The 24,107-nt window shown below is 55.9% G+C and carries 31 protein-coding genes; 1 reads left to right on the top strand and 30 read right to left on the bottom strand.

What is annotated here, in order from left to right; translation table 11 throughout:
• Positions 1–46 precede the first annotated feature (46 nt).
• The 13 genes from QMQ05_RS11515 to QMQ05_RS11575 all read right to left on the bottom strand — a co-directional run bounded on the left by QMQ05_RS11515 (position 47) and on the right by QMQ05_RS11575 (position 8,210).
• Complete coding sequence (locus QMQ05_RS11515; protein WP_058254879.1) at positions 47–619, bottom strand: adenylate kinase; 573 nt, start codon at positions 617–619, stop codon at positions 47–49.
• A complete protein-coding gene (secY, locus tag QMQ05_RS11520; protein WP_058254880.1) occupies positions 616–1,920 on the bottom strand; it encodes a preprotein translocase subunit SecY in 1,305 nt (434 codons plus the stop codon). The genes QMQ05_RS11515 and secY overlap by 4 nt, the downstream gene beginning before the upstream one ends.
• Before the next feature lie 255 nt (positions 1,921–2,175).
• Positions 2,176–2,628 (bottom strand): 50S ribosomal protein L15, encoded by a 453-nt coding sequence (gene rplO, locus QMQ05_RS11525; protein ID WP_058254881.1) that lies wholly within the window; start codon positions 2,626–2,628, stop codon positions 2,176–2,178.
• A gap of 2 nt (positions 2,629–2,630) precedes the next feature.
• A complete protein-coding gene (gene rpmD / locus QMQ05_RS11530; RefSeq protein WP_022874120.1) occupies positions 2,631–2,837 on the bottom strand; it encodes a 50S ribosomal protein L30 in 207 nt (68 codons plus the stop codon).
• A 3-nt stretch (positions 2,838–2,840) separates the two neighbouring features.
• Complete coding sequence (gene rpsE, locus QMQ05_RS11535; RefSeq protein ID WP_174520608.1) at positions 2,841–3,518, bottom strand: 30S ribosomal protein S5; 678 nt, start codon at positions 3,516–3,518, stop codon at positions 2,841–2,843.
• A gap of 29 nt (positions 3,519–3,547) precedes the next feature.
• On the bottom strand, positions 3,548–3,919 hold the full coding sequence (rplR, locus tag QMQ05_RS11540; protein WP_334122507.1) for a 50S ribosomal protein L18: 372 nt from the start codon (positions 3,917–3,919) through the stop codon (positions 3,548–3,550).
• Positions 3,920–3,921: 2 nt separating this feature from the next.
• Positions 3,922–4,458, bottom strand: a complete 537-nt coding sequence (gene rplF / locus QMQ05_RS11545; protein ID WP_334122508.1) for a 50S ribosomal protein L6 — start codon at positions 4,456–4,458, stop codon at positions 3,922–3,924.
• Between the two features lie 20 nt (positions 4,459–4,478).
• The gene (rpsH, locus tag QMQ05_RS11550; protein WP_334122509.1) at positions 4,479–4,877 is read right to left on the bottom strand and encodes a 30S ribosomal protein S8; all 399 of its coding nucleotides are present in this window, start codon (positions 4,875–4,877) and stop codon (positions 4,479–4,481) included.
• 57 nt (positions 4,878–4,934) lie between these two features.
• The gene (gene rplE, locus QMQ05_RS11555; RefSeq protein ID WP_058254885.1) at positions 4,935–5,504 is read right to left on the bottom strand and encodes a 50S ribosomal protein L5; all 570 of its coding nucleotides are present in this window, start codon (positions 5,502–5,504) and stop codon (positions 4,935–4,937) included.
• Positions 5,504–5,848, bottom strand: coding sequence for a 50S ribosomal protein L24 (gene rplX, locus QMQ05_RS11560; RefSeq protein ID WP_058254886.1), 345 nt, complete (start codon positions 5,846–5,848; stop codon positions 5,504–5,506). Before rplX ends, rplE begins: the two co-directional genes overlap by 1 nt.
• Before the next feature lie 2 nt (positions 5,849–5,850).
• Positions 5,851–6,219 (bottom strand): 50S ribosomal protein L14, encoded by a 369-nt coding sequence (gene rplN / locus QMQ05_RS11565; protein ID WP_058254887.1) that lies wholly within the window; start codon positions 6,217–6,219, stop codon positions 5,851–5,853.
• Positions 6,220–6,687: 468 nt separating this feature from the next.
• A complete protein-coding gene (locus QMQ05_RS11570) occupies positions 6,688–7,653 on the bottom strand; it encodes an endonuclease/exonuclease/phosphatase family protein (protein ID WP_345470185.1) in 966 nt (321 codons plus the stop codon).
• Positions 7,654–7,688: 35 nt separating this feature from the next.
• A complete protein-coding gene (locus QMQ05_RS11575) occupies positions 7,689–8,210 on the bottom strand; it encodes a VOC family protein (RefSeq protein ID WP_345470187.1) in 522 nt (173 codons plus the stop codon).
• Positions 8,211–8,278: 68 nt separating this feature from the next.
• Between QMQ05_RS11575 and QMQ05_RS11580 the strand changes: the two genes are divergently transcribed.
• Positions 8,279–9,073: an AraC family transcriptional regulator gene (locus tag QMQ05_RS11580; protein WP_345470189.1), complete on the top strand. Its 795-nt coding sequence runs from the start codon at positions 8,279–8,281 to the stop codon at positions 9,071–9,073.
• Positions 9,074–9,203: 130 nt separating this feature from the next.
• Here the strand turns inward: QMQ05_RS11580 and QMQ05_RS11585 are convergent, their stop codons facing one another.
• The 17 genes from QMQ05_RS11585 to rpsL form a co-directional block, all read right to left on the bottom strand.
• Positions 9,204–9,413: a hypothetical protein gene (locus QMQ05_RS11585; protein ID WP_345470191.1), complete on the bottom strand. Its 210-nt coding sequence runs from the start codon at positions 9,411–9,413 to the stop codon at positions 9,204–9,206.
• 194 nt (positions 9,414–9,607) lie between these two features.
• The gene (gene rpsQ, locus QMQ05_RS11590; protein ID WP_058254898.1) at positions 9,608–9,895 is read right to left on the bottom strand and encodes a 30S ribosomal protein S17; all 288 of its coding nucleotides are present in this window, start codon (positions 9,893–9,895) and stop codon (positions 9,608–9,610) included.
• Entirely contained in the window at positions 9,895–10,158 is a 264-nt protein-coding gene (gene rpmC, locus QMQ05_RS11595) for a 50S ribosomal protein L29 (protein ID WP_022874130.1), read from the bottom strand. The genes rpsQ and rpmC overlap by 1 nt, the downstream gene beginning before the upstream one ends.
• Positions 10,159–10,160: 2 nt before the next feature.
• Positions 10,161–10,577: a 50S ribosomal protein L16 gene (gene rplP / locus QMQ05_RS11600; protein ID WP_022874131.1), complete on the bottom strand. Its 417-nt coding sequence runs from the start codon at positions 10,575–10,577 to the stop codon at positions 10,161–10,163.
• Positions 10,578–11,363 carry a 30S ribosomal protein S3 gene (gene rpsC, locus QMQ05_RS11605; RefSeq protein WP_058254899.1) on the bottom strand — a complete coding sequence of 262 codons (786 nt, stop codon included), beginning with the start codon at positions 11,361–11,363 and terminating at the stop codon, positions 10,578–10,580.
• Entirely contained in the window at positions 11,364–11,726 is a 363-nt protein-coding gene (gene rplV / locus QMQ05_RS11610; RefSeq protein WP_022874133.1) for a 50S ribosomal protein L22, read from the bottom strand.
• A gap of 59 nt (positions 11,727–11,785) precedes the next feature.
• Positions 11,786–12,067: a 30S ribosomal protein S19 gene (gene rpsS, locus QMQ05_RS11615; protein WP_022874134.1), complete on the bottom strand. Its 282-nt coding sequence runs from the start codon at positions 12,065–12,067 to the stop codon at positions 11,786–11,788.
• Between the two features lie 12 nt (positions 12,068–12,079).
• Positions 12,080–12,919 (bottom strand): 50S ribosomal protein L2, encoded by an 840-nt coding sequence (rplB, locus tag QMQ05_RS11620; protein ID WP_345470198.1) that lies wholly within the window; start codon positions 12,917–12,919, stop codon positions 12,080–12,082.
• Positions 12,920–12,950: 31 nt separating this feature from the next.
• Positions 12,951–13,253: a 50S ribosomal protein L23 gene (gene rplW, locus QMQ05_RS11625; protein ID WP_022874136.1), complete on the bottom strand. Its 303-nt coding sequence runs from the start codon at positions 13,251–13,253 to the stop codon at positions 12,951–12,953.
• Positions 13,250–13,852, bottom strand: a complete 603-nt coding sequence (gene rplD, locus QMQ05_RS11630) for a 50S ribosomal protein L4 (protein WP_058254900.1) — start codon at positions 13,850–13,852, stop codon at positions 13,250–13,252. Before rplD ends, rplW begins: the two co-directional genes overlap by 4 nt.
• Before the next feature lie 4 nt (positions 13,853–13,856).
• Positions 13,857–14,507 (bottom strand): 50S ribosomal protein L3, encoded by a 651-nt coding sequence (gene rplC, locus QMQ05_RS11635; RefSeq protein WP_345470199.1) that lies wholly within the window; start codon positions 14,505–14,507, stop codon positions 13,857–13,859.
• Positions 14,508–14,527: 20 nt separating this feature from the next.
• Entirely contained in the window at positions 14,528–14,836 is a 309-nt protein-coding gene (gene rpsJ / locus QMQ05_RS11640) for a 30S ribosomal protein S10 (RefSeq protein WP_013349689.1), read from the bottom strand.
• Between the two features lie 422 nt (positions 14,837–15,258).
• Positions 15,259–18,996, bottom strand: coding sequence for a hypothetical protein (locus QMQ05_RS11645; protein ID WP_345470200.1), 3,738 nt, complete (start codon positions 18,994–18,996; stop codon positions 15,259–15,261).
• 161 nt (positions 18,997–19,157) lie between these two features.
• Positions 19,158–20,348, bottom strand: a complete 1,191-nt coding sequence (tuf, locus tag QMQ05_RS11650; RefSeq protein ID WP_345470202.1) for an elongation factor Tu — start codon at positions 20,346–20,348, stop codon at positions 19,158–19,160.
• Between the two features lie 241 nt (positions 20,349–20,589).
• Positions 20,590–22,704, bottom strand: a complete 2,115-nt coding sequence (fusA, locus tag QMQ05_RS11655; protein WP_345470204.1) for an elongation factor G — start codon at positions 22,702–22,704, stop codon at positions 20,590–20,592.
• Between the two features lie 69 nt (positions 22,705–22,773).
• Positions 22,774–23,244: a 30S ribosomal protein S7 gene (gene rpsG / locus QMQ05_RS11660; protein WP_022874142.1), complete on the bottom strand. Its 471-nt coding sequence runs from the start codon at positions 23,242–23,244 to the stop codon at positions 22,774–22,776.
• Positions 23,244–23,618, bottom strand: a complete 375-nt coding sequence (rpsL, locus tag QMQ05_RS11665; RefSeq protein ID WP_013349694.1) for a 30S ribosomal protein S12 — start codon at positions 23,616–23,618, stop codon at positions 23,244–23,246. The genes rpsG and rpsL overlap by 1 nt, the downstream gene beginning before the upstream one ends.
• Positions 23,619–24,107: the final 489 nt, after the last annotated feature.

Below are 24,107 nucleotides of genomic sequence, written 5' to 3' on the forward strand. Positions count from 1 at the left end.
GTTCATTGTTGCCGCACGATCCCTGCGTGATGTTCTTCTTTGTACCTTAGGCGTTGACGTTCAACGCTGCCAGTACACGCTCGGTTACCTCGTCAATCGCGCCCAGGCCGTCGACCTTGCGCACGATACCGCGCTCCTCGTAGCGATCCACAACAACGCGAGTCTCCTCGTTGTAGAGGCTCAGGCGGTGACGGATGACCTCTTCGGTATCATCTGCACGGCCTTCGATCTCTGCACGCTTGAGCAGACGGGCGACCAGTTCATCATCATCGGCGGTCAGCTGCAGAACAGCGTCTAGGGCGATGCCCTTGTTTGCCAACATCGCGTCCAGTGCGTCTACCTGTGCGCTGGTGCGTGGGTAGCCGTCGAGCAGGAAGCCGTGAGCGACGTCGTCCTGGTTCAGACGGTCTTCGACCATGTTGTTGGTTACCGAATCAGGTACAAAGTCACCGTTGTCAATGTACTTGCTTGCTTCGATTCCTAGCGGGGTGCCACCCTTGACGTTGGCACGGAAGATGTCACCGGTGGAGATGGCAACAATGTTCAGACGCTCGGAGATCTTTACGGCCTGGGTACCTTTGCCGGCACCGGGAGGTCCAATAATTAGCAGTCGACTCATCGCAGTAGCCCTTCATAGTTTCGTTGCTGCATTTGAGCATTGATTTGTTTGACGGTTTCCAATCCCACACCAACCATAATGAGGATCGATGTACCACCAAATGGGAAGCTCTGATCAGCGTTGAACAGCACGAAGGCAATCAGTGGGATCAACGCAACGAACGCCAGGTACAGCGCGCCCGGGAAAGTAATTCGAGAAATCACATACTGAAGGTACTCAGCGGTTGGACGTCCAGCGCGAATGCCTGGAATGAATCCACCGTACTTCTTCATGTTGTCTGCTACCTCAACAGGGTTGAAGGTAATCGCAACATAGAAGTAAGCGAAGCCGATGATCATCAGCGTGTACACCAGCATGTACCACGGCGAGGAGGTTGAGGAGTGCTCCTGCAACCACATTGCCCACTGTGGCAACGTGCCATCATCGTTCTGGTTGAACTGCACCAGCATCTGAGGCAGGGCCAAGATGGAGCTGGCGAAGATCACTGGGATCACGTTCGCCATGTTCAGCTTCAAAGGAATGTAGGTGGAAGTACCACCGACGGTGCGACGGCCCACGGTGCGCTTAGCGTACTGCACTGGAACACGACGCTGGGACTGCTCCACAAAGACCACCAAGGCCACAATCAGCAAACCGACCAGCAACACACCAATAAAGGTCATGATGCCCTGAGCCTGCATGATCGAACCCATTGCGGATGGGAAGCCCGAAGCAATGGAAATGAAGATCAGGATGGACATACCGTTGCCGATACCGCGTTCGGTGATCAACTCACCCATCCACATGATCAGGCCAGTGCCCGCAGTGAGGGTGATGACCATCAACAGGATCACGATTAGTGAATCATCGGGAACCAGCGGCAGAGAACAACTTGGGAACAAGCTACCGGTACGAGCCAAGGTCACCAGAGTGGTGCCCTGCAAGAGAGCAAGGGCGATGGTGAGGTAACGCGTGTACTGCGTGAGCTTCGCCTGGCCGGCTTGGCCTTCCTTATGCAAGGTCTCGAAGTGCGGGATCACCACACGCAGCAACTGGGTGATGATGGACGCCGTAATGTACGGCATGATTCCCATTGCAAAGATGGAGACCTGCAACAGGGCGCCGCCACTGAACAGGTTCACGAAAGAATAAAGTCCACCGGTGGTTTCACCCATTGCCAGACACTGCTGAACGTTGCTGTAATCAATGCCCGGAGCGGGAATGAATACACCGACACGATAGATCGCGATGATCCCAAGCGTGAACAGCAACTTGTTGCGCAGATCAGGCGTCCGAAAAACTCGGGCTATGGCGCTGAACAAGCGTCCTCCTGAAGTATGTGCTTGAGCCTAGGAAGAGATTCTTCCTATGACCTAACGATTCTAGCCGTGAACAGTACTATCCTGCCAAATACGCCACACGAATTAGACGCAAATATTTACGGATAGGAATGTTTATGACCTAATCAACCAAGCTTTGAATAAGTTCTTGGAAAGTTTTCTCGCCGAGAGCAGAATGGCCCCGGTTCACGTTGATGACTCAACGTGAACCGGGGCCATTCAAAGGCTAACCCTGATTTAGAGGGTGTTTGCCGAGCCGCCAGCAGCAGCGATCTTCTCGGATGCGGAAGTCGAGAAGGCGTCAACCTTCACGTCAACCTTAACCGTGATCTCGCCGGTGCCCAGGACCTTAACAGGCTGGTTCTTGCGAACAGCGCCCTTGGCAACCAGTGCCTCTACGGTGACTTCGCCACCTTCTGGGAACAATTCCGAGATCTTGTCCAGGTTTACAACCTGGAACTCGACGCGGAATGGGTTCTTGAAGCCGCGCAGCTTTGGCAGACGCATGTGCAGCGGAAGCTGTCCACCTGCGAAGCCTGCCTTCACCTGGTAACGAGCCTTGGTACCCTTGGTACCGCGACCTGCGGTCTTACCCTTAGAACCTTCACCACGACCAACGCGGGTCTTGGCAGTCTTTGCACCTTCTGCTGGGCGCAGGTGGTGAATCTTCAGTGCTTTTTCTTCAGCCATCTTTACTTCGCCTCCTCAACCTTCAACAGGTGTGGAACCTTGTTGACCATACCAACAGTCACAGGGTCAGCGGAGCGGACAACGGTCTGTCCGATGCGCTTCAGGCCCAACGAGCGAACAACGTCGCGCTGGGACTGGTTACCACCGATGATGGACTTGATCTGGGTGATTTCCAGCTTGGCGTCGCTTGGAACAATGTTCTTAGCCATTGATTAAGCACCTGCCTTCTGGCTCTGGATGTGACGCAGCATTGCTGCTGGTGCAACCTCGTCCAGCGGAAGACCGCGGCGAGCTGCAACAGCCTGTGGCTCTTCCAGAGCCTTCAGTGCAGCAATGGTGCCCTGAACGATGTTGATCTGGTTCTGCGAACCCATCGACTTCGACAGGATGTCGTGGATGCCTGCACATTCCAACACGGCGCGCACTGGACCACCGGCGATAACACCGGTACCAGGAGCAGCTGGGCGGAGCAAGACAACGCCAGCGGCGGCCTCACCCTTGACCAGGTGTGGGATGGTGGTGCCAACGCGTGGAACGCGGAAGAAGGACTTCTTAGCCTCTTCAACGCCCTTAGCGATAGCAGCAGGAACTTCCTTGGCCTTACCGTAGCCAACGCCTACCAGACCGTTGCCGTCACCAACAACGACAAGTGCGGTGAAGCTGAAGCGACGACCACCCTTGACGACCTTGGAGACGCGGTTGATAGCTACAACGCGCTCAAGGAACTTGTCCTTGTCTTCGTTGCGGTTATCCTTCTGGTCACGGCCACGGCCGCGGCCTTCGCCACGTCCACGACCTTCACCACGACCGCGGCCTTCGCCGCGACGGGATCCAGCGTTCTCGGTAGCGGGAGCCGATGCAGTCTCGACTGCTTCAGTAGCTTCAGACACCTGAGTTTCCTTCTTGTTAGTAGCTTCGCTCACAGTGCCAGCCCACCTTCACGTGCGCCGTCAGCAACAGCGGCCACGCGACCGTGGTACTTGTTGCCACCGCGGTCGAAGACAACTGCTTCGATGCCAGCTGCCTTGGCGCGCTCTGCAACGAGCTGACCAATCTGCTTGGACTTTGCGGTCTTGTCGGCATCGCTATTGCGAAGATCTGCTTCCATGGTCGACGCGCTGGCCAGGGTGATACCCTGCGAGTCGTCCACAATCTGTACGAAGATGTGGCGAGCCGAGCGGTTGACAACCAGGCGTGGACGAGCGGTGGTGCCAACGATGTGCTTGCGCACACGCTGGTGACGACGACCGCGCTGAGCGGACTTGCTCTTGCCCTTGATTCCGATAGCCATAATTACTTACCAGCCTTTCCGACCTTGCGGCGGATGATCTCGCCAGCGTAACGGATACCCTTGCCCTTGTAAGGCTCGGTCTTACGCAGCTTGCGGATGTTGGCGGCAACTTCACCGACGTGCTGCTTATCAATACCAGCAACGGTGATCTTGTTGTTGCCCTCGACCGAGTAGGTGATGCCTTCTACAGCTTCAACCTTCACTGGGTGCGAGTAACCCAGAGCAAGCTCCAGGTCAGCGCCCTTGGCCTGTACGCGGTAACCGGTACCGTGGATTTCGAGCTTCTTCTCGTAACCCTCGGTGACACCGATGATCATGTTGTTGATCAGGGTGCGGGTCAGACCGTGCAGCGAACGAGCCTCGCGGGAATCGTTCGGACGGGAGACGGTAACATCGTTCTCGTTCTTAGCAACGGTGATCGGAGCCGAAACGGTCAGCGAAAGCTCACCCTTTGGGCCCTTTACGGCGACCTGCTGGCCGTCGATGTTCAGTTCAACGTTGGCAGGAACGGTGATCGGAAGACGTCCAATACGTGACATTGTCTGTTTCTTCCTTCCTGTTACCAGACGTAGGCGAGGACTTCCCCACCCACGCCCTTCTTTGCAGCCTGACGGTCAGTAAGCAGACCGGAGGAGGTGGACAGGATCGCGATGCCAAGACCACCGAGCACGTGAGGCAGGTTGGTGGACTTTGCGTAAACGCGAAGACCTGGCTTGGAGATACGACGTACGCCAGCGATCGAACGCTCGCGAGTTGGGCCGTACTTCAAAGTGATAGTCAGAGTCTTGCCGACTTCAGCTGCAACTTCCTCGAAGGAGGCAATGTAGCCCTGTTCCTTCAGGATGTTAGCGATGCGTACCTTGAGCTTGCTCGATGGCATCGACACGGTGTCGTGGTATGCCGAGTTAGCGTTACGCAGACGAGTCAGCATATCTGCGACTGGATCTGTCATAGACATGTGGGCTTCAGCCCTTCCTCGTTACGGTTTCCTTAGCGGACCTGTAACGTAGTGAGATTAGTTGTTGGTCTTGAATGGGAAGCCCAGAGCCTTAAGCAAGGCACGGCCTTCGTCATCAGTCTTGGCGGTGGTCACCACAGTGATGTCCATACCGCGCACGCGATCGATCTTGTCCTGATCGATTTCATGGAACATCGACTGTTCGGTCAGACCGAAGGTGTAGTTACCATTGCCATCGAACTGGCGGTCGCTCAGGCCGCGGAAGTCGCGGATACGAGGCAGTGCCAGGGTGATCAGGCGATCAACGAATTCCCACATGCGGTCGTTACGCAGGGTGGTGTGCGTACCGATTGGCATGCCTTCGCGCAGCTTGAACTGTGCGATGGACTTGCGAGCACGGGTGATCACTGGCTTCTGACCGGTAATAGCGGTCAGGTCCTTGACGGCACCCTCAATGAGCTTCGAGTCCTTGGCAGCTTCGCCGACACCCATGTTCACTACAACCTTGGTCAGGGATGGTACCTGCATTGGGTTTGCGTAGTTGAACTGCTCCTGCAATGCAGGGCGGATCTCTGCGTTGTACTTTGCCTTCAGACGTGGCTGGATCTTGGTGGCTGCTTCAGTCATTACAGATCCTTTCCGGAAGCCTTGGCGAAACGAACGCGTACAGTCTTGGACACGCCGTTCTTTTCTACGGTTTCCTCGCGGAAGCCGACGCGGGTTGGCTTCTTGGTTTCTGGGTCAACCACTGCAACGTTAGAAACGTGCACTGGAGCCTCAACAACCTCGATGCCGCCGGTGGTGGAACCGTTCTCGTTCTGACCAGCCTTGGTGTGCTTGGTGACGCGGTTTACGCCTTCAACCAGCACGCGGTTGGACTCGGTGATGACCTTCAGGACCTTGCCCTGCAAGCCACGATCCTTGCCTGAGATGACCTGAACCAGGTCACCCTTCTTGATCTTTGCGCCCATGGTTACAGCACCTCCGGAGCCAGGGAAACGATCTTCATGAACTTCTTGTCACGAAGCTCACGACCCACTGGGCCGAAAATACGGGTACCGCGTGGTTCACCTTCGTTCTTCAAGATCACAGCTGCGTTCTCGTCGAACTTGATGTAGGAACCGTCTGCACGACGGATTTCCTTCTTAGTGCGAACGACGACTGCCTTTACGACGTCGCCCTTCTTCACGTTGCCGCCAGGAATTGCATCCTTGACGGTAGCGACAATGGTGTCGCCAATGCTTGCGTAGCGACGCTTCGAGCCACCAAGAACACGAATGGTAAGGATTTCCTTAGCACCGGTGTTATCGGCAACCTTGAGTCGCGACTCCTGCTGAATCACTTCTTACTCCTGTCGTCTCGCTGGTTCTCTAACGAGCCTTGCGGAACGGATATGGTCTCCACGATACGTATCGCTTACCCCCACCGACGCGGGCGCACCGAATGCTGATCCCAAATGGCGGCAGGGCCGAGGCGTAAAATATCGAGGCTGTACTTGTGCGTCTAAACTGATTTAGACCGCACTGCATCGCGCCGAAGGTGGATAGTCCCCGAACACGATGCGCACAGATTCTTAAGTCTAGCGCAGAGTGGCGCAAAACCGAAATGGTGTGGTATGCGCAAATAAGGCGTTGTTCGTCACATGTACATCCGTGAACTTCCGCGGAAAATCAATGCTTAGCAATATTGTCGAGTTCCCTTACCGACCAACTGCCAGTTACGTCTCGAGCCAATTTCACTCCCGTCCCAGTCTGCAGGACAGATTCTGAGAAAATATTTCATAGTCGCAGAAATCAGTAACTGAACCGACTCATTCTCCGGCTACAAGACCCAGCGTTGCTTTAATTGCTAAGTGTTCAGATCCCTGGATATGCAACGTTTCTTGTGCCAATGGCTCAAAGCCACGGGACAGAACGTGATCAATACCGACGAGTGCAGGTACATTCCGGTCTGCCGGCCAGGTTGATTGAGGAAACAGCGAAGGCTCTTCGTCCATGACAGACGTGAGTTTCCTAAATTGCGGGTGCGTCCTCGTCGAATTGTAATCCCCCGCCAAAATCACCGGTTTACCTGTTTGCTGATCCAAAAACTGCTTTAAGGCATCCAATCCGGTGCCCCAGCGTGTAGCGCTACCCAAAGGCGGATAGACGTGAACTCCGACAACAGTTAAATCCCCCAACGGCGAAGCAATGTCAACCACAGGCATCCCGTACCAATCGGTGGCCTGCGGACCAAGCGCCGCATCGCGTTCTTTGAGCGGATAGCGCGAAAAAACCACGGTATCGCGCTCTCCACCGGTTGTTACTTGAGAGCTGCGGTATTTCAACGAGACAAGTGCACCTTGGGCACGTAACCGGTCATGTAAGGACTCGCTAGTTTCAACAAGAACCAGCACATCAGGATTTGTCGCCTTGATGTTCGTCGCCAGTTCTTTCGAATCAGCACCAGCTTTAAGTGCGTTGAATGAAAAGACAGTGATCCTGGCACCGGTGTCTGATGCCGATGCCTGTTGTTTGCTAGGCATAGCCAGATTCGGCACGACACCTGCAATCAGCAGCACAGCCACGATCACTGCGGCGATCCAGCGCCGTCTGATGAGTGCAAATATAACTACGAAGGCTACAGCGATTAATGCCCAAGGTTGAAAAGCTTGAAGACGTGGGGTCCACCCAGAAGCTAGCCAGGGAATATAAGGTAGCGCACCCACAGCACAGCTGAGCAGAATAAGAATCGCCCATAGATACGTAAAAGGTGGTCTTGGGCGATTCTTCGTCATGCCCTTAGCTTAGTTCAATAACTTCAGGTCATCGCTCAATTCGATGCGGACTCGGACTGCTGGGCAGCCCAGGCCGCCACCCGTTGCGCGCTTTCTTCTTCGCTCAGGTCTTCAACCCTGCTCATGATCGTCCATCTGATTCCAAACGGATCAATGATCGAGGCGAATCTGTCTCCTGAAACAAAATTCGTCGCCGGTTCCCTCACCGTCGCCCCGGCCTCGATTGCTTTGGCCAAGACCACGTTCACATCGGCACAGTACAGCCCCAGCGAGTAGCAAGCGTTCGGCGCCTGCGGTGGTGGCACCAACCCGTAGTCGGGGCTCGGCTCCCCAATTTGCAGGTGCCCTTCACCGAAATCAATCTCTGCATGAACGACCATCCCACCCATTTCTGTGGCATCAATGATTCGTGCGCCATACACGTCTTTGTAGAATTTCAATGCTTGCGCAGCATTTGGTACCGCAAGAAAAGGAGTCAAAGAAGTTACTCCCTGTGGAACGCCAGCGGTGGTGTACTTTCCGGTGACACCATGCACCATTTCGTTATCATTTTGCATGACTAGAGACTACGCCCGTGTGCCATGCTGGAGCTTGTAAATTTGCGACGAATTTGAGGTGCTGACCTATGACCGATATCCGTGACGGTCGAGGCGTTCTCTACCCTTCAAGGCTCCCGGAATTCCAACGCATTTTGCCGCCGGAGTACTTACAACAGTACGTAAATTGGTATTGGATTTCGCGCTGGGATATTGCGCCAGGCAAAGTTTCGCGCCAGCACCTTTTGCCGTTCCCGCTAATGAATCTGGTTGTGCAACCAGAAGGTGTGACCATCTCCGGACCAAGTAGTGGATCCTCGCATAGGAACCTACGTGGTACCGGCTGGGCAGTCGCAGCCCTGCTTCGCCCAGCAGCAGCACCCTTGTTTGCTTCCCATGCCGGCAGTAGTCCGCAATTGCTTTTGAATCAAGAAGTTTCACTGGACGCAGTAGACCTCCACCGTCGTCTCAAGGAAGAACATCTGATCACTGATGGGCGACAGCTCAACGAGCGGTGCGCTCATCAATTCTCTTTATGGCTTGAGGAACGTCTCCCGCCCATCACACGGTTAGCGAACGTAGCCAACGAATTCTTAGATTATGTATCCAGTAATAGCGCAGCGCTTCGGGTCGACCAGGTGGCAAAACACTTGCATCTGACGGTACGTAGCTTGCAACGGTTGTCCCTAAAATATTTGGGACTCTCTCCCCTGGCTGTGATCCGACGCTACCGCCTGCAGGAGGCGGCACTACAGCTACGTGAACATCCACAAGCTTCACTGGCCGAGCTTGCTTCGGAGCTTGGCTACACAGATCAGGCGCACTTGTCTACAGACTTCAAGAAAGTTCTCGGCTACTCCCCCGGCAATTACCGAAGCCGCTAGTCAGTGATAGCACCAAAATTTCGGCGATTCGCAAGTTGTTGACGATTGGCCAACCAAGATGCTTGCCAGAAACTATCGAGTTGGCGTCCACGCTAATTGTCGAGCTTGCGAAGACTGACCGCCTGATTTTCTATTCAGCATCTGCCCGATGATCACGCACAGCTGCTGCAGCCGAAGCAATCAATGCGAATACCAGCGCTATCCAGAGGTTCTGGATTGCCGCAAGAACCGAACGCTGGGCGATCAGGCAATACGCGCCTAGCAACAAGGCGAGTCCAGCAATTGCGATAGTGAGGTAGAGTCCCACTCGTTGTACGAGAACCTTGTCAGGCTTCTTCAAAACCGAAACTCACCTTTCAGCTGCTCGGAGCGACAGCCGTTTTCTCATTGAACCCATATTCTATCCGGCCTTGTACTGACGCTGCCCGTATTACATGGTCAAAAAGTTCCGAAACGCAGAAACGCCCCGAACTCTTCTTTCGAAGTGTTCGGGGCGTTCTTCAATCACGAGATCCGTGAAATCGTGGGGAAAGCTTACTTAGCCTTCTCTACGATCTCAACGAGACGCCAGCGCTTGTCAGCAGACAGCGGGCGGGTCTCAGCGATAACAACCAAGTCGCCGATGCCGGCTTCGTTGTTCTCATCGTGAGCCTTGACGTTCTTGTTGCGACGCATAACCTTGCCGTAGAGAGCGTGCTTTACACGGTCCTCAACGTCAACGACGATGGTCTTCTGCATCTTGTCGGATACCACGTAACCACGGAGGGTCTTGCGGTAGTTACGCTCGGTAGCGTTATCCACACCGTTCTCCTTCTCGCTCATTACTTGGATTCCTTCTTGGTTTCTTCAACCGGAACGACGACATCCTGACGAATGCCCAGCTCGCGCTCGCGCAGCACAGTGTAGATGCGGGCGATATCGCGCTTGATTGCCTTCAGGTTCGCGTTGCTCTCCAGCTGGCCGGTAGCCGACTGGAAACGCAGGTTGAACAGTTCTGCCTTGGCCTTCTTCAATTCCTCGTTCAAACGAGCGGTATCGAAGCCGTCCAGGGACTCAATGCTAAGGTCCTTAGAACCGATAGACATCCCTATTCACCACCTTCACGACGCACGATGCGTGCCTTCATTGGCAGCTTGTGGATTGCAAGACGCAATGCCTCTTTAGCTACCTCTTCACTGACGCCACCGAGTTCAAACATGACTCGTCCTGGCTTGACGTTGGCGACCCACCATTCAGGTGAACCCTTACCGGAACCCATACGGGTTTCAGCAGGCTTCTTGGTCAGCGGACGGTCTGGGTAGATGTTGATCCACACCTTACCGCCACGCTTGATGTAACGGGTCATAGCGATACGAGCGGCTTCGATCTGACGGTTAGTCACGTAAGCCGGGGTCAACGCCTGAATACCGAACTCACCGAATGCAACGGTGGTTCCGCCCTTGGCAGCACCCGAACGCTTTGGGTGGTGCTGCTTACGGAACTTAACTCGACGTGGGATAAGCATTTAAGCCTCTCCTCCTTCCGCAGCCGGAGCTGCAGCGCCCTTGTTACGGTCGTTACGACGACGACGCTCGCCACCACGTGGACGATCGTTGCCGCCGCGGCCGCCACGAGCTGGAGCAGCAGCAGCCTGCTGTGCAGCCAGTTCCTTGGCGGTGACGTCACCCTTGTAGATCCAAACCTTCACACCGATACGGCCGAAGGTGGTCTTGGCTTCGAACTTGCCGAAGTCGATGTTCGCGCGCAGGGTGTGCAGTGGCACACGACCTTCGCGGTAGAACTCCTTGCGGGACATTTCTGCACCGCCAAGACGACCGGAGCACTGAACGCGGATGCCCTTGGCACCTGCGCGCATTGCCGACTGCATTGCCTTCTTCATCGCACGGCGGAAAGCCACGCGGGAAGCAAGCTGCTCGGCGATGCCCTGGGCGACCAACTGGGCCTCCATGTCAGGGTTCTTGACCTCGAGGATGTTCAGCTGAACCTGCTTCTTGGTGAGCTTTTCCAGCTCGCCACGAATGCGGTCGGCTTCTGCACCACGGCGACCGATAACGATACCTGGACGTGCAGTGTGGATGTCCACACGTACGCGGTCACGGGTACGTTCGATCTCTACGCGGGCGATGCCTGCGCGGTCCATGCCCTTGGAGAGCAGTGCACGGATCTGTACGTCTTCTTTTACGTAATCCGCGTAACGCTGACCTGGCTTGCTGGAATCAGCGAACCAGTGCGAGACGTGGTCAGTGGTGATGCCGAGACGGAAACCGTTCGGATTTACCTTCTGTCCCATTTAGTTCTCCCCACCCTTCTGGGTTGAAACAACCACAGTCACGTGGCTGGTGCGCTTCTTGATCTGGAATGCGCGACCCTGTGCACGCGGCTGGAACCGCTTCATGGTCGGACCTTCATCAACAAACGCTTCGCTGATAATCAGCTCGTCCTCATTGAATGCTTCACCTGCGCGGTCCGCGGCGGCACGGGCGTTAGCCACTGCCGATGCGACAACCTTGTATACCGGCTCCGAAGCTGCCTGTGGGGCAAACTTCAAGATGGCCAGTGCCTCGTTGGTCTGCAGACCACGAACAAGGTTGACGACGCGCCGGGCCTTCATAGGCGTTACGCGGATGTGACGCGCAATTGCCTTGGCTTCCATTGCTATCCTTCTCTCGTCTATCGAAGAAGTGCTAAGCGATACTAGTTCCCTTGCGGGGCCTAGCGGCGCTTGCCCTTCTTGTCGTCCTTTACGTGGCCACGGAACGTACGGGTTGGGGCAAACTCTCCGAGCTTGTGTCCAACCATCGATTCGGTAACGAACACAGGAATGTGCTTGCGACCGTCGTGTACGGCGATGGTGTGTCCCAGCATGTCCGGGATGATCATCGAACGGCGGGACCACGTCTTGATGACGTTCTTGGTGCCCTTTTCGTTTTCAGCAACGACCTTCAGGAACAGGTGCTGATCGACGAAGGGGCCTTTCTTCAGGCTGCGTGGCATGTTTCCAGGCTCCTATCGCTTGTTCTTGCCGGTCTTGCGACGACGCACAATGAGCTTGTCGCTTTCCTTGTTCGGACGACGGGTGCGTCCTTCACGCTTACCGTTAGGGTTGACCGGGTGACGACCACCGGAGGTCTTACCTTCACCACCACCGTGTGGGTGGTCAACTGGGTTCATGACAACGCCACGAACGGTTGGGCGAACGCCCTTCCAGCGCATACGGCCGGCCTTACCCCAGTTGATGTTGATCTGCTCAGCGTTACCAACTTCGCCGATGGTTGCGCGGCAGCGCACATCAACGTTGCGGATTTCGCCCGAAGGCAAACGCAGCTGAGCGAAGCGACCCTCACGGGCTACCAGCTGGATCGAAGCACCTGCGGAACGAGCCATCTTAGCGCCGCCACCTGGGCGAAGCTCCACAGCGTGGATCACGGTACCAACCGGGATGTTACGCAGTGGCAGGTTGTTACCTGGCTTGATGTCAGCGTTTGCGCCGGCCTCAATCTGGTCACCCTGCTTGAGGTTGTTCGGTGCGATGATGTAGCGCTTGGTGCCGTCCACGTAGTGGAGCAGAGCGATACGAGCGGTACGGTTTGGGTCGTACTCAATGTGAGCGACCTTTGCCGGAACGCCGTCCTTATCGTGACGACGGAAGTCGACAACACGGTAAGCGCGCTTGTGTCCGCCACCCTTGTGTCGGGTGGTGATCTTACCGGAGTTGTTACGGCCGCCAGTCTTGGTGAGTGGACGAACCAGCGACTTTTCCGGAGTCGATCGGGTGATTTCTGCGAAGTCGGCTACCGACGAGCCGCGAAGGCCCGGGGTAGTCGGCTTGTACTTACGAATTCCCATTATTTATATTCCTCGTTAAAGTGGTCTCCGCTTAGGAAAGCGGACCGCCGAAGATGTCAATCGAGCCTTCCTTCAGGGTGATGATGGCACGCTTGGTGTTCTTGCGTGCACCCCACCCGAAGCGGGTGCGCTTGCGCTTACCGGCTCGGTTGATGGTGTTTACGGAGTCAACCTTGACGTTGAAGATAGCTTCAACGGCGTACTTGATTTCCGTCTTGTTGGAGCTTGGTGCCACCTCGAAGGTGTACTGACCTTGGTCGATCAGACCGTAGCTCTTTTCCGATACGACTGGTGCGATGACCACGTCGTGTGGAGCCTTGGAGTTGATGCTCACTTGGCTTCCTCCTTCTGGACCAGGGCATCGAAGGCAGCCTTGGTGAAGACTACGTCATCCGAAACCAGAACATCGTAGGTGTTCAGCTGGTCGACGTACAGAACGTGCACAGCGTCGAGGTTGCGAACCGAAAGGGCTGCAACATCGTTGGCGCGCTCGATGACGACAAGCAGGTTCTTGCGCTCGGTGAGCGAACGCAAGGTAGCCAGAGCTTCCTTGGTCGATGGGGTTTCCCCTGCAACCAAGTTCTCAATCACGTGGACGCGACCGAAGCGTGCACGATCAGACAAAGCGCCGCGCAGTGCAGCAGCCTTCATCTTCTTCGGGGTACGCTGTGCGTAATCACGTGGGGTTGGACCGTGGACAATGCCACCGCCGGTCATGTGAGGAGCACGGATCGAACCCTGACGAGCGCGGCCGGTACCCTTCTGCTTGAACGGCTTGCGACCTGCACCCGAAACCTCGGAGCGGTCCTTGGTCTTGTGGGTACCCTGGCGGGCAGCAGCAAGCTGTGCAACGACAACCTGGTGCAGCAGCGGGACGTTGGTCTGTACGTCGAAGATTGCTGCAGGCAGTTCGACGTTAAGTGCCTTAGTCATTTACTTATGCTCCCTTCACGGCGTTGCGTACGAGAACGACGCGGCCGCGGGCACCTGGAACGGCACCCTTGATCAGCAGGAGGTTCTTCTCAACGTCGATAGCGTGAATGGTCAGGTTCTGAGTGGTTACACGCTCAGCACCCATACGACCAGCCATCTTCTGTCCACGGAAAACGCGACCTGGGGTCGATGCGCCGCCGATGGAACCTGGCTTACGGTGGTTCTTGTGAGCACCGTGCGATGCGCCAACACCAGAGAAGTTGTGGCGCTTCATGGTACCGGCGAAGCCCTTACCCTTGGAGGTGCCAACGACGTCGACCTTCTGGCCGGCTTCGAAGAGCTCCACGGAAAGTTCCTGGCCCGGGGTGTACTCAGCAGCGTCTGCGGTGCGCAGTTCTACCAAGTGACGACGTGGGGTGACGCCTGCAGCCTCGAAGTGACCAGCCAGTGGCTTGGTGACCTTGCGAGGATCGATCTGGCCGTAGCCGATCTGAACTGCGGTGTAGCCATCGCGCTCTTCGTTGATGAGCTTGGTGACAACGTTGCTATCAGCCTGCACGACGGTGACAGGGATCAGGTTGTTGTTCGAATCCCAAACCTGGGTCATGCCGAGCTTCGTGCCCAACAGGCCCTTGAAATTACGGGTTGCGGTCATAGTTTTCTCGCCACCTCCCCTTAAAGCTTGATTTCGATGTTGACATCCGCTGGCAGGTCGAGACGCATCAGCGAATCAACGGCCTTCGGGGTCGGATCAACAATGTCGATCAGACGCTTGTGCGTGCGCATTTCGAAGTGCTCGCGGCTGTCCTTGTACTTGTGTGGCGAACGGATAACGCAGTACACGTTCTTCTCCGTTGGCAGCGGCACTGGGCCGACTACGGTTGCGCCTGCGCGCGTGACCGTCTCAACGATCTTCCGGGCCGAAACGTCAATGACCTCGTGGTCATACGACTTCAGCCGGATGCGGATTTTCTGTCCCGCCATGGCGTCATGCCTCTTTCTGTTAGCACTATCTAAAATTGCTGTGCCTATATACGGGTTCTTGCGAACCGGCACGCCTTACTCTGCGACTGAATCCGGATCAGATCCGGGTTCCTCACCCGCAGGAGGCTCCGACCCCCGAACTCGGGCGTGTCGTAAAATTTTCAGTCACGACAAGACCGCTAAGTTTTCACTTTATCGAGGGCCTGATAATTTGAAACAGTTGTATCGTTCCCGAACCACAGGCATTATCCTGCGTGAGAGCCGATCCCGGTTGTTCAAATCAGTATCGATTACCCCAACAATGGGGATCGAGTTGCACTCAAGCAACTTATCTAGTCTGACAGGTTGGCAACGATCGCGCAAATCTTTTATGGCCTTCTAGCCCCGTGATCTTGACCTCACCGCCTGCAATGGTCCCACTTCTACCGCTGTTCAGGATCCTGCGCTCCTGAATCCTCGGCGGAATCGGGACCCTGTGCAGGATGCTGCGCAGGCTGGCCCCAAGGCAATCGTGGCGCAGATGGCAAGTTAGCCGTTGATTGATCAACTGGTGGTTGCGCGGTTGATGGGCCCGCCCGATCAACCTTCACCAGTTTGTAGACGGCTGCAATGATCAGCCCCAGACCAATCAGGACCAGCCACAAGAACACCAATTCACGCAAGAACCACATCACGCTCAGGGTCAGGGCAATGGCACCCCACCAGATGAACAGCCGCTGCCCTAATTTCAGTCCCCAGGCGATCAGGCATCCAAAGAAGAGCAACCCGATGATCTGCGCGATGGTGTTGGATTCGGCCAGGGCAGCAAAGAGCGTCATGCTGGCCGCGATGGATCCTGCGATGAGATACGCCCGCTCCAACGCAGGATGAGCCTTGAAGGTGCGCCAGATGACCAGCACTACCGCAACCAAGGACAAATAGGCCATGATGCCGCTAAATTCTGGTGTACCTCTGATCCACGAATAAGAGCTGAGAGCCAGCACGGCGCCCAGCACAATCAGCCCGTCCACCATATAGGCTTTGGCACCGTCCGGTAGTTCGAAGAAGCACACCAGTACCCCCACACCAAAGATCAGGACCGCTCCCCCAATAATGCTCCAGCTGGCAACACCATCTAGGTGCGCTAGGCCACCGGCGATCAGCAAAGCCAAGAGCATGTCGGCGAAGTAGATCCTTGACGCGGCGCCGAGTGGATCAGCATGTCGGTAGCTCGCTGGCGGATAGTCAGGGGCTGGTTCTTTCATGCGCCCATGAGCCATGGCCAACAAGTAGAGCACAGCGCCTGTAGCGATAAGTGCCCACGAGATATCCATGGAATCCAGTACACGCAGTGAACCAACACCGCGAATCTTGATCACCGCTTGAACGATAGTCACGGTGAGCATGATGACAGAGCCGAGAGCGTACCATGCACTCTTGCGAGTGATCACCAGCAGCGTCAAAGCAACGGCCAGGACAGTGTTGGCCGCCACGGCCCACCAAGTGTCTATCTGCCACCAACCCACGACCAGCGCTGGCAGGAAGATGGCCAGGGCAATGGCACTAGAGATGTGCCGCTGAGAACGCCAGCGCCATTCGGCCGCGATTGCGAGAAGCGCCATCACCAGCAGAAGCACTGCGGCCACTTGTTCGTTCCACCAACGAGATCGCAGCCATCCGCTCTGATCCGACATTACCGATGCTTGCACGGTAATCACCACGATGATCGCCACGATCGGTGCGAAGAGATAATACTGCGCCCGGTGTGACAGACCTGTCCGCTCCGCAATGAAAGCTGCGCACCCGTGAGTGCCGACGCACACGGCAGCTAAGAGAATCACACCGCGGTCAGCCCCGCCGGCAAGCCATCCGTAGCCCAACACTGCAACAGGGATACCGATCAACAGTCCGATAGCGACCCAGCGCAGTTCTTGTCGTAGAGGTTTGTGATGGCGAATATTGATGAGCAGTCGAGTCAGCTGAGGAATGCTCAATGAGACCACCAGTAAGGCGAAGCGTCCGTGAATGTCAAAGTCCATGGACCGCGCAAACCACCACATCATCGAGCTAAAGAGCACCTGAGCAAGGCTCGCGTAAATGATCTTCCAACTCTGATCATTGCTTCGTCGCACATGAACCAAGAAATGCGCGAGCGTGCCAGTACCAATAACTAACGCAAGCACCCATGCATCTTTTTCAAAGCTGAGCGCATAAAGTACCAACAGCGCCGATGCTTCGACCACCTTGACACTCTGCGCGGTGCGCCCAGACTGATGCTCGGGAGAGTGAAGACGCCACCCACTGAGGATCATCAACAAGGTCGTGATGCTCAGCGTGATGACAAACCACGGTAGGGAGTTCAGCGTCAGGTAACCGAGGCGATCATAGGTGCCGCGCGCCGCGATGACCGAGAACTGCAGGTATCCCACGATCCCAAGGGCTATCACGACCGAGGCGGCGATCCGCCACAACGTATGAATCCGTTTCACCCCGTCGTTGGCCGTGCTGGAGTTCAGCAGGGCAATGACCCACAGGAACTGTAGTACCAGCAGAACCGTGATCAGTCGTGCGCCCAACTCGCTACCCGTGGACAATGCCGGGAACGACTCATGGATTGCCCCACCGAGCATGCCGGCGGTAATCAACAGCAATACCCAACGGATATGTCCGCAGATCTGCCGTGTCAGGCCTTCAGTGCGGTGATGCGCAAGGCTCAGTCCAATGATCGCCATGAGAAAGAGTGCCAAAGGCTGCCAGCCGTGCTGCTCCCTGCCGACCAGAACCACCAATGGGAGGGCTGCGATCACCGCCATTTCTGCCTTGGCAACGCGTAGGAGCCCAGGCAGGCACAGCAAGGCAAAAGTAGGAAGCACGAGTAATCGCAGGACAGTTGACGTGGTTTCGTTAGCGAAGAAGCAGGCGATAACCACGGAGACTAGTGCCAAGCCCCAGAGCACTGAACGCTCTAGCTGCAGGTGTCCTCGCGTCAATGGCATCCGTTTCCGATAGCCCTCGGAATAGAGCATCACGGCGACCGCCTGCAATCCGAAGATGAAAGCGAAGATCAGTGCGGTCGTGGTGTTAGACAATGCGAGGTAGTTGCAGGCCGCTAACACCATAAGTAAGAAGGTGAGGCGGGCCGCGAAGAATCGCAGTAGCCGTAGATTGCTCAATAGCCTCAGGGTGAGCAAGAGCTGAGCGGTGAGTAATGCGAAGATCCAAAAGTAGTCGCGGCTTCGCAGAGACTCAAAAAGTATCAACGAAAGAACTACGACAAAAGCGGGCAGCAATTGTGCGGTGCCGAGAATAGCCTGGAAGAAAATCGAGTCTTGGATTTTCTTGCTTCGCACTGCCAAGAGCATGAGCACAACGGAGAGTAGGAGCAAGACCAGCATGTAGTTCAAGACTCCGCGCTGCATCGCGGCCGCGGATGCCATGCCTGTACTGACCAAAATCAACACAGCCACCCAAGACAGGACTCGAGATTTCAGTTTGACGGTGGCATAGCCGACGGCCACCGTCCCGATGACGGAGAAGATCAGCCAAGTGCTTGGCCCAGAGATGTTCAAGGTGTTGTAGGTAGCGATGGCGCACAGTGGCAGTAGAGCTAGGCCGGTACCGGCAAAGGCTGCTCCGGCCGGCCTCAGGGATGGCTTCACCGCGTAGGTAATTAGACCGCCGAGGTAGAAGGCCACGGCAAGGAGGAAGAACGCTATCAGCTTGGCCACCGGTGGTAGCGCGAAGCTCAAGAAGAGTGCCCCTGCGGCAACGATCATCAAGGCTGCTACGTAGAGAGTGATGTTGATATTGCGTAGTTCGCGTTCGCGCTTGGTCAGTACCTTGACTGGTTTCGCTTGAACTTCGGCGCGCGGTGCCGGACTGACTTGTTGTGGCACGCCAGTGCCTTGAGGCTGTACCGGTAGTGGTGTGAGGATACCGCTGGTGCCGGGTCCGGATGATTCTTGAAGTGGTACCGGCGCTAGCTCGCCGGGTGGAGCGTGCGTCAGTTGGCCGGTGCGACGTAAATAGTCGTTGGCCGCTTCGTAGCCTTCTTGCCATGCTTCGCGCAAGCGTTGTGCCGTTGGTTCTGCCTGGTCTTGTGCGAGTTTGCGTCCGCGGGAGCGTCCAAAGAAGTATCCAGCAAGGGCCAGTACGATTACCAGCACAATCCAACCGATCATTGAGCCCACTCCCCTAATGAATTTTTAGTGCGCCCTCCAATTAGACCAGCTTCTAGAAATATTCACTAGTTCAAGTTCGTTATTAAGCAAAAAAATTCCCCCAGCACATAAGTGCTGGGGGAATTCTTTGATCTCTACGGATCTAAATCATCAAGTAATGACTACTTGGTGATCGAGGTGACCTTGCCCGAACCAACGGTGCGGCCGCCTTCGCGAATTGCGAAGCCGAGGCCCTCTTCCATAGCGATTGGCTGGATCAGCTCAACCGACATTTCGGTGTTGTCGCCTGGCATAACCATTTCGGTGCCCTCTGGGAGGGTGATAACGCCGGTAACGTCGGTGGTGCGGAAGTAGAACTGCGGACGGTAGTTCGAGTAGAACGGGTTGTGACGTCCGCCTTCGTCCTTCGACAGGATGTAGACGTTAGCTTCGAAGTTGGTGTGTGGGGTGATGGAGCCTGGGGCTACAACAACCTGGCCACGCTCAACGTCGTCGCGCTTCAGACCGCGAAGCAGCAGACCACAGTTCTCGCCTGCCCATGCTTCGTCGAGCTGCTTGTGGAACATCTCGATACCGGTAACGGTGGTCTTCTGGATTGGGCGGATACCAACAATCTCAACTTCCGAGTTGATGGCAAGGGTGCCACGCTCGGCGCGACCGGTAACAACGGTACCGCGACCGGTGATGGTGAAGACGTCCTCGATTGGCATCAAGAATGGCTTGTCACGGTCACGAACTGGATCTGGGATGAAGCTGTCAGCAGCGTCCATCAGTTCCTCAACAGCTGCAACCCACTTTGCGTCGCCTTCCAGAGCCTTCAGGCCCGAAACGCGGATCACTGGTGCGTCGTCGCCATCGAAGCCCTGGGAGGACAGAAGTTCGCGAACTTCCATCTCCACGAGCTCGAGCAGCTCTTCGTCGTCAACCATGTCGGACTTGTTCAGTGCGACCATCAGGGTAGGAACACCAACCTGGCGGGCCAGCAGAACGTGCTCGCGGGTCTGAGCCATTGGACCATCGGTAGCAGCAACCACGAGGATTGCGCCGTCCATCTGAGCAGCACCGGTGATCATGTTCTTGACATAGTCAGCGTGGCCTGGAGCGTCAACGTGTGCGTAGTGACGCTTTTCAGTCTGGTACTCGATGTGCGAGATATTGATGGTAATACCGCGCTGGCGCTCTTCTGGAGCCGAGTCGATGTTAGCGAAGTCGCGCTTTTCGTTCAGGTCTGGGTACTTGTCAGCCAGAACCTTGGAGATAGCTGCGGTCAGAGTGGTCTTACCGTGGTCAACGTGACCGATGGTACCAATGTTGACGTGCGGCTTGTTGCGCTCGAACTTTGCCTTTGCCACAAGTTCCTCCTAGAAACATTTACAGAAGACTTTTTTCGTCTGCGCGGTTCGCAAACGAACTTCAAACAGTCTACTGGGGGCGTTGATAATTTTGGAAATTTCGGTCCTCTGCGGGCCCTGCATGTGATGCAAATCCCTCGTTGGCCGTTTGCGGGGCCGGCCTCAATGGCGTTGAAGCCGGCTCCGCGATCGGCCACTTCCCCACAATGGGGGTCACGGCCAAGTTTTGGTTCCGAGACGGTTACTCGCCGCGGGACTTCTGAACGATCTCGTCGGCAACAGCCTTCGGGACCTCAGAGTAGCTGTCGAAGGTCATCGAGTAAACTGCACGACCCTGGGTCTTCGAACGCAGGTCACCAATGTAACCGAACATCTCAGACAGTGGAACGCCAGCCTTGATGACCTTGACGCCTGCAGCGTCGGACATCTCGGTGATCGAGCCACGGCGGGAGTTCAGGTCGCCGATAACGTCGCCCATGTACTCTTCCGGGGTACGAACTTCAACGCTCATCAGTGGTTCGAGCAGAACAGGGTTAGCGCGGCGTGCGCCTTCCTTGAATACCTGCGAACCAGCGATCTTGAACGCCATTTCCGAGGAGTCAACATCGTGGTATGCACCATCGATGAGGGTAGCCTTCACACCAACCAGTGGGTAGCCAGCCAAGATGCCGTACTGCATTGCTTCCTGGATACCAGCGTCAACGGATGGGATGTATTCACGAGGCACACGACCACCGGTAACGGCGTTCTTGAACTCGTAGGTTACGCCATCGACAACTTCCAGAGGCTCAAAGGAGACCTGGACCTTTGCGAACTGACCCGAACCACCGGTCTGCTTCTTGTGGGTGAAGTCAACCTTCTCCACAGCCTTCTTGATGGTTTCGCGGTATGCAACCTGTGGCTTACCAACGTTTGCTTCCACGCGGAATTCGCGCTTCATGCGGTCAACCAGGATGTCGAGGTGAAGCTCGCCCATGCCGCCGATTTCGGTCTGGCCGGTGTCTTCGTTCAACGAAACGGTAAAGGTTGGATCTTCTGCGGACAGCTTCTGGATAGCGGTCGACAGCTTCTCCTGGTCACCCTTGGTCTTAGGTTCGATGGCCACGAAGATCACGGGATCCGGGAAGGTCATCGACTCAAGAACGATTGGGTTAGCTGGATCGCAAAGGGTATCACCGGTGGTGGTATCCTTCAGGCCGATCACAGCGTAGATGTGACCTGCGTGGATCTCGTCTACCGGATTCTCCTTGTTGGAGTGCATCTGGAAGAGCTTGCCAACACGTTCCTTCTTCTGCTTGGTGGAGTTCAGCAGCTGAGCACCGGACTCTACCTTGCCGGAGTAAACGCGGATGAAGTTGAGCTGACCGAAGAATGGGTGAGCAGCAATCTTGAAAGCCAGTGCCGAGAATGGTGCATCCTCGGAAGGCTCACGGGTGAGCTCGATTTCTTCGTTCTTTGGATCGTGACCGACCATTGCGCCAACGTCCAGTGGGGATGGCAGGAAATCGATAACAGCGTCGAGCATTGGCTGCACGCCGCGGTTCTTGAAGGCCGAACCACAGAATACTGGGTAAGCTTCGGAGTTCACGGTCAGCTTGCGGATGCCAGCCTTGAGTTCCTCGATGGAGAGTTCTTCACCTTCGAGGTACTTTTCCATGAGCTCTTCGGAAGCCTCAGCAACATCCTCAACCAGCTTGGCGCGGTACTCTTCAGCACGCTCAACCAAGTCAGCAGGGATCTCGCGGGTTTCGTAAGCAGCACCCATGGTGACGTCGCCCTTGGCGTCGCCTTCCCAAACGAATGCCTTCATGCTCAGCAGGTCCACAACGCCGGTGAACTCGGACTCGGAGCCGATTGGCAGCTGCATAACCAGCGGCTTGGCACCCAGACGCTTGATGATGGTGTCTACGGTGAAGTAGAAATCAGCACCCAGCTTGTCCATCTTGTTCACGAAGCAGATACGTGGAACGTTGTACTTGTCAGCCTGGCGCCAAACGGTCTCAGACTGAGGCTCAACGCCTTCCTTGCCATCGAACACGGCAACGGCGCCATCGAGCACGCGCAGCGAGCGCTCCACCTCAACGGTGAAGTCAACGTGGCCTGGGGTATCGATGATGTTGATCTGGTTCTTGTTCCAGAAGCAAGTCACGGCCGCGGAGGTAATGGTGATACCGCGTTCCTTTTCCTGCTCCATCCAGTCGGTGGTCGACGCACCGTCGTGGGTCTCACCGAGCTTGTGGTTCACACCCGTGTAGAAAAGGATGCGCTCAGTAGTAGTGGTCTTACCGGCATCGATGTGGGCCATGATGCCGATATTGCGGACCTTGTTCAGGTCAGTAAGCACGTCCTGTGCCACGTTGTCTCCCTAAAAGGTGAGGCGAGAACTGCTGGGCATCGGTTGATGCCCAGCACGTTCAAGCATTTCTTACCAGCGGTAGTGTGCGAAGGCCTTGTTGGACTCGGCCATCTTGTGAGTGTCTTCGCGACGCTTCACAGCGGCACCCAGACCGTTCGATGCATCCAAGATCTCGTTCATCAAACGTTCGATCATGGTCTTCTCGCGGCGAGCCTTCGAGTAGCCAACCAACCAGCGCAGAGCCAGTGCGGTTGCACGGCCTGGCTTTACCTCTACAGGAACCTGGTAGGTCGCGCCACCGACACGGCGGGAACGAACCTCAAGGGCTGGGCGGATGTTATCCATAGCCTTCTTGAGAGTCGAAACAGCGTCGGTACCGGACTTTGCAGCGGCACCTTCGAGTGCACCGTAAACAATGCGCTCTGCAGTGGACTTCTTGCCGTCGACGAGAACCTTGTTGATCAGCTGGGTGACCAATGGGGATTCGAAGACTGGATCAGAAACTAGTGGGCGCTTTGGCGCCGGACCCTTACGAGGCATTACTTACCATCCTTCTTTGCACCGTAGCGGGAACGAGCCTGCTTACGATCCTTCACACCCTGGGTATCCAGAGCACCACGTACAATCTTGTAGCGAACACCTGGAAGGTCCTTTACACGACCACCGCGAACGAGCACGATGGAGTGTTCCTGCAGGTTGTGTCCGACACCTGGAATGTAAGCGGTAACTTCGACGCCACCGGCAAGGCGCACACGTGCGACCTTACGCAGAGCCGAGTTTGGCTTCTTTGGGGTGGTGGTGTACACACGGGTGCATACGCCACGGCGCATTGGGTTGCCCTTCAGGGCAGGGGCCTTGGTCTTGACGACCTTAGGCGAGCGGCCCTTACGGACCAGCTGCTGAATAGTAGGCACTTTCGTGTCCTTCCATTGTCTAAGTTTGTCGGCACCACGTCATAAGCACTGTTGCCTAGTAGAGTTTCGGTGCTTCGATCATGGAGCTAGCTGCTTGCTTTACCGCTCAACTAGAATCTAAAAGTCCCTAGGCGTGCGAAAGTGTGGCATTCGTTGCGCAACCTACCCGCAACCCGGACTGTGTCCATTTTGCCACACATAAAACAATTACTTTCAGTCTAGCATTAATCCGCCGACCCACCATCTCCAGTAACCGAAATCACCGTTGATGCCCGGGCTTACCCTTCGCGACGTTGGCTAAACGATCTCGCCCTTTGACGCTATCGCGCATTGCTGAACGGGGCCCAACACTAAGATGACTGGCACCTGAACCTGTGGGGTGGCGCCACTCCCCCAACGTACATAATGATCACGACTAAGCCTCTAGTTGTTTTATCTCTCAGGAGAGTATTCATCTAGTAATGATCATGCGGCGGGTTGGTGGTTAAA

This window comes from Glutamicibacter sp. B1, assembly GCF_039602135.1.
GTDB lineage: Bacteria > Actinomycetota > Actinomycetes > Actinomycetales > Micrococcaceae > Glutamicibacter > Glutamicibacter ectropisis.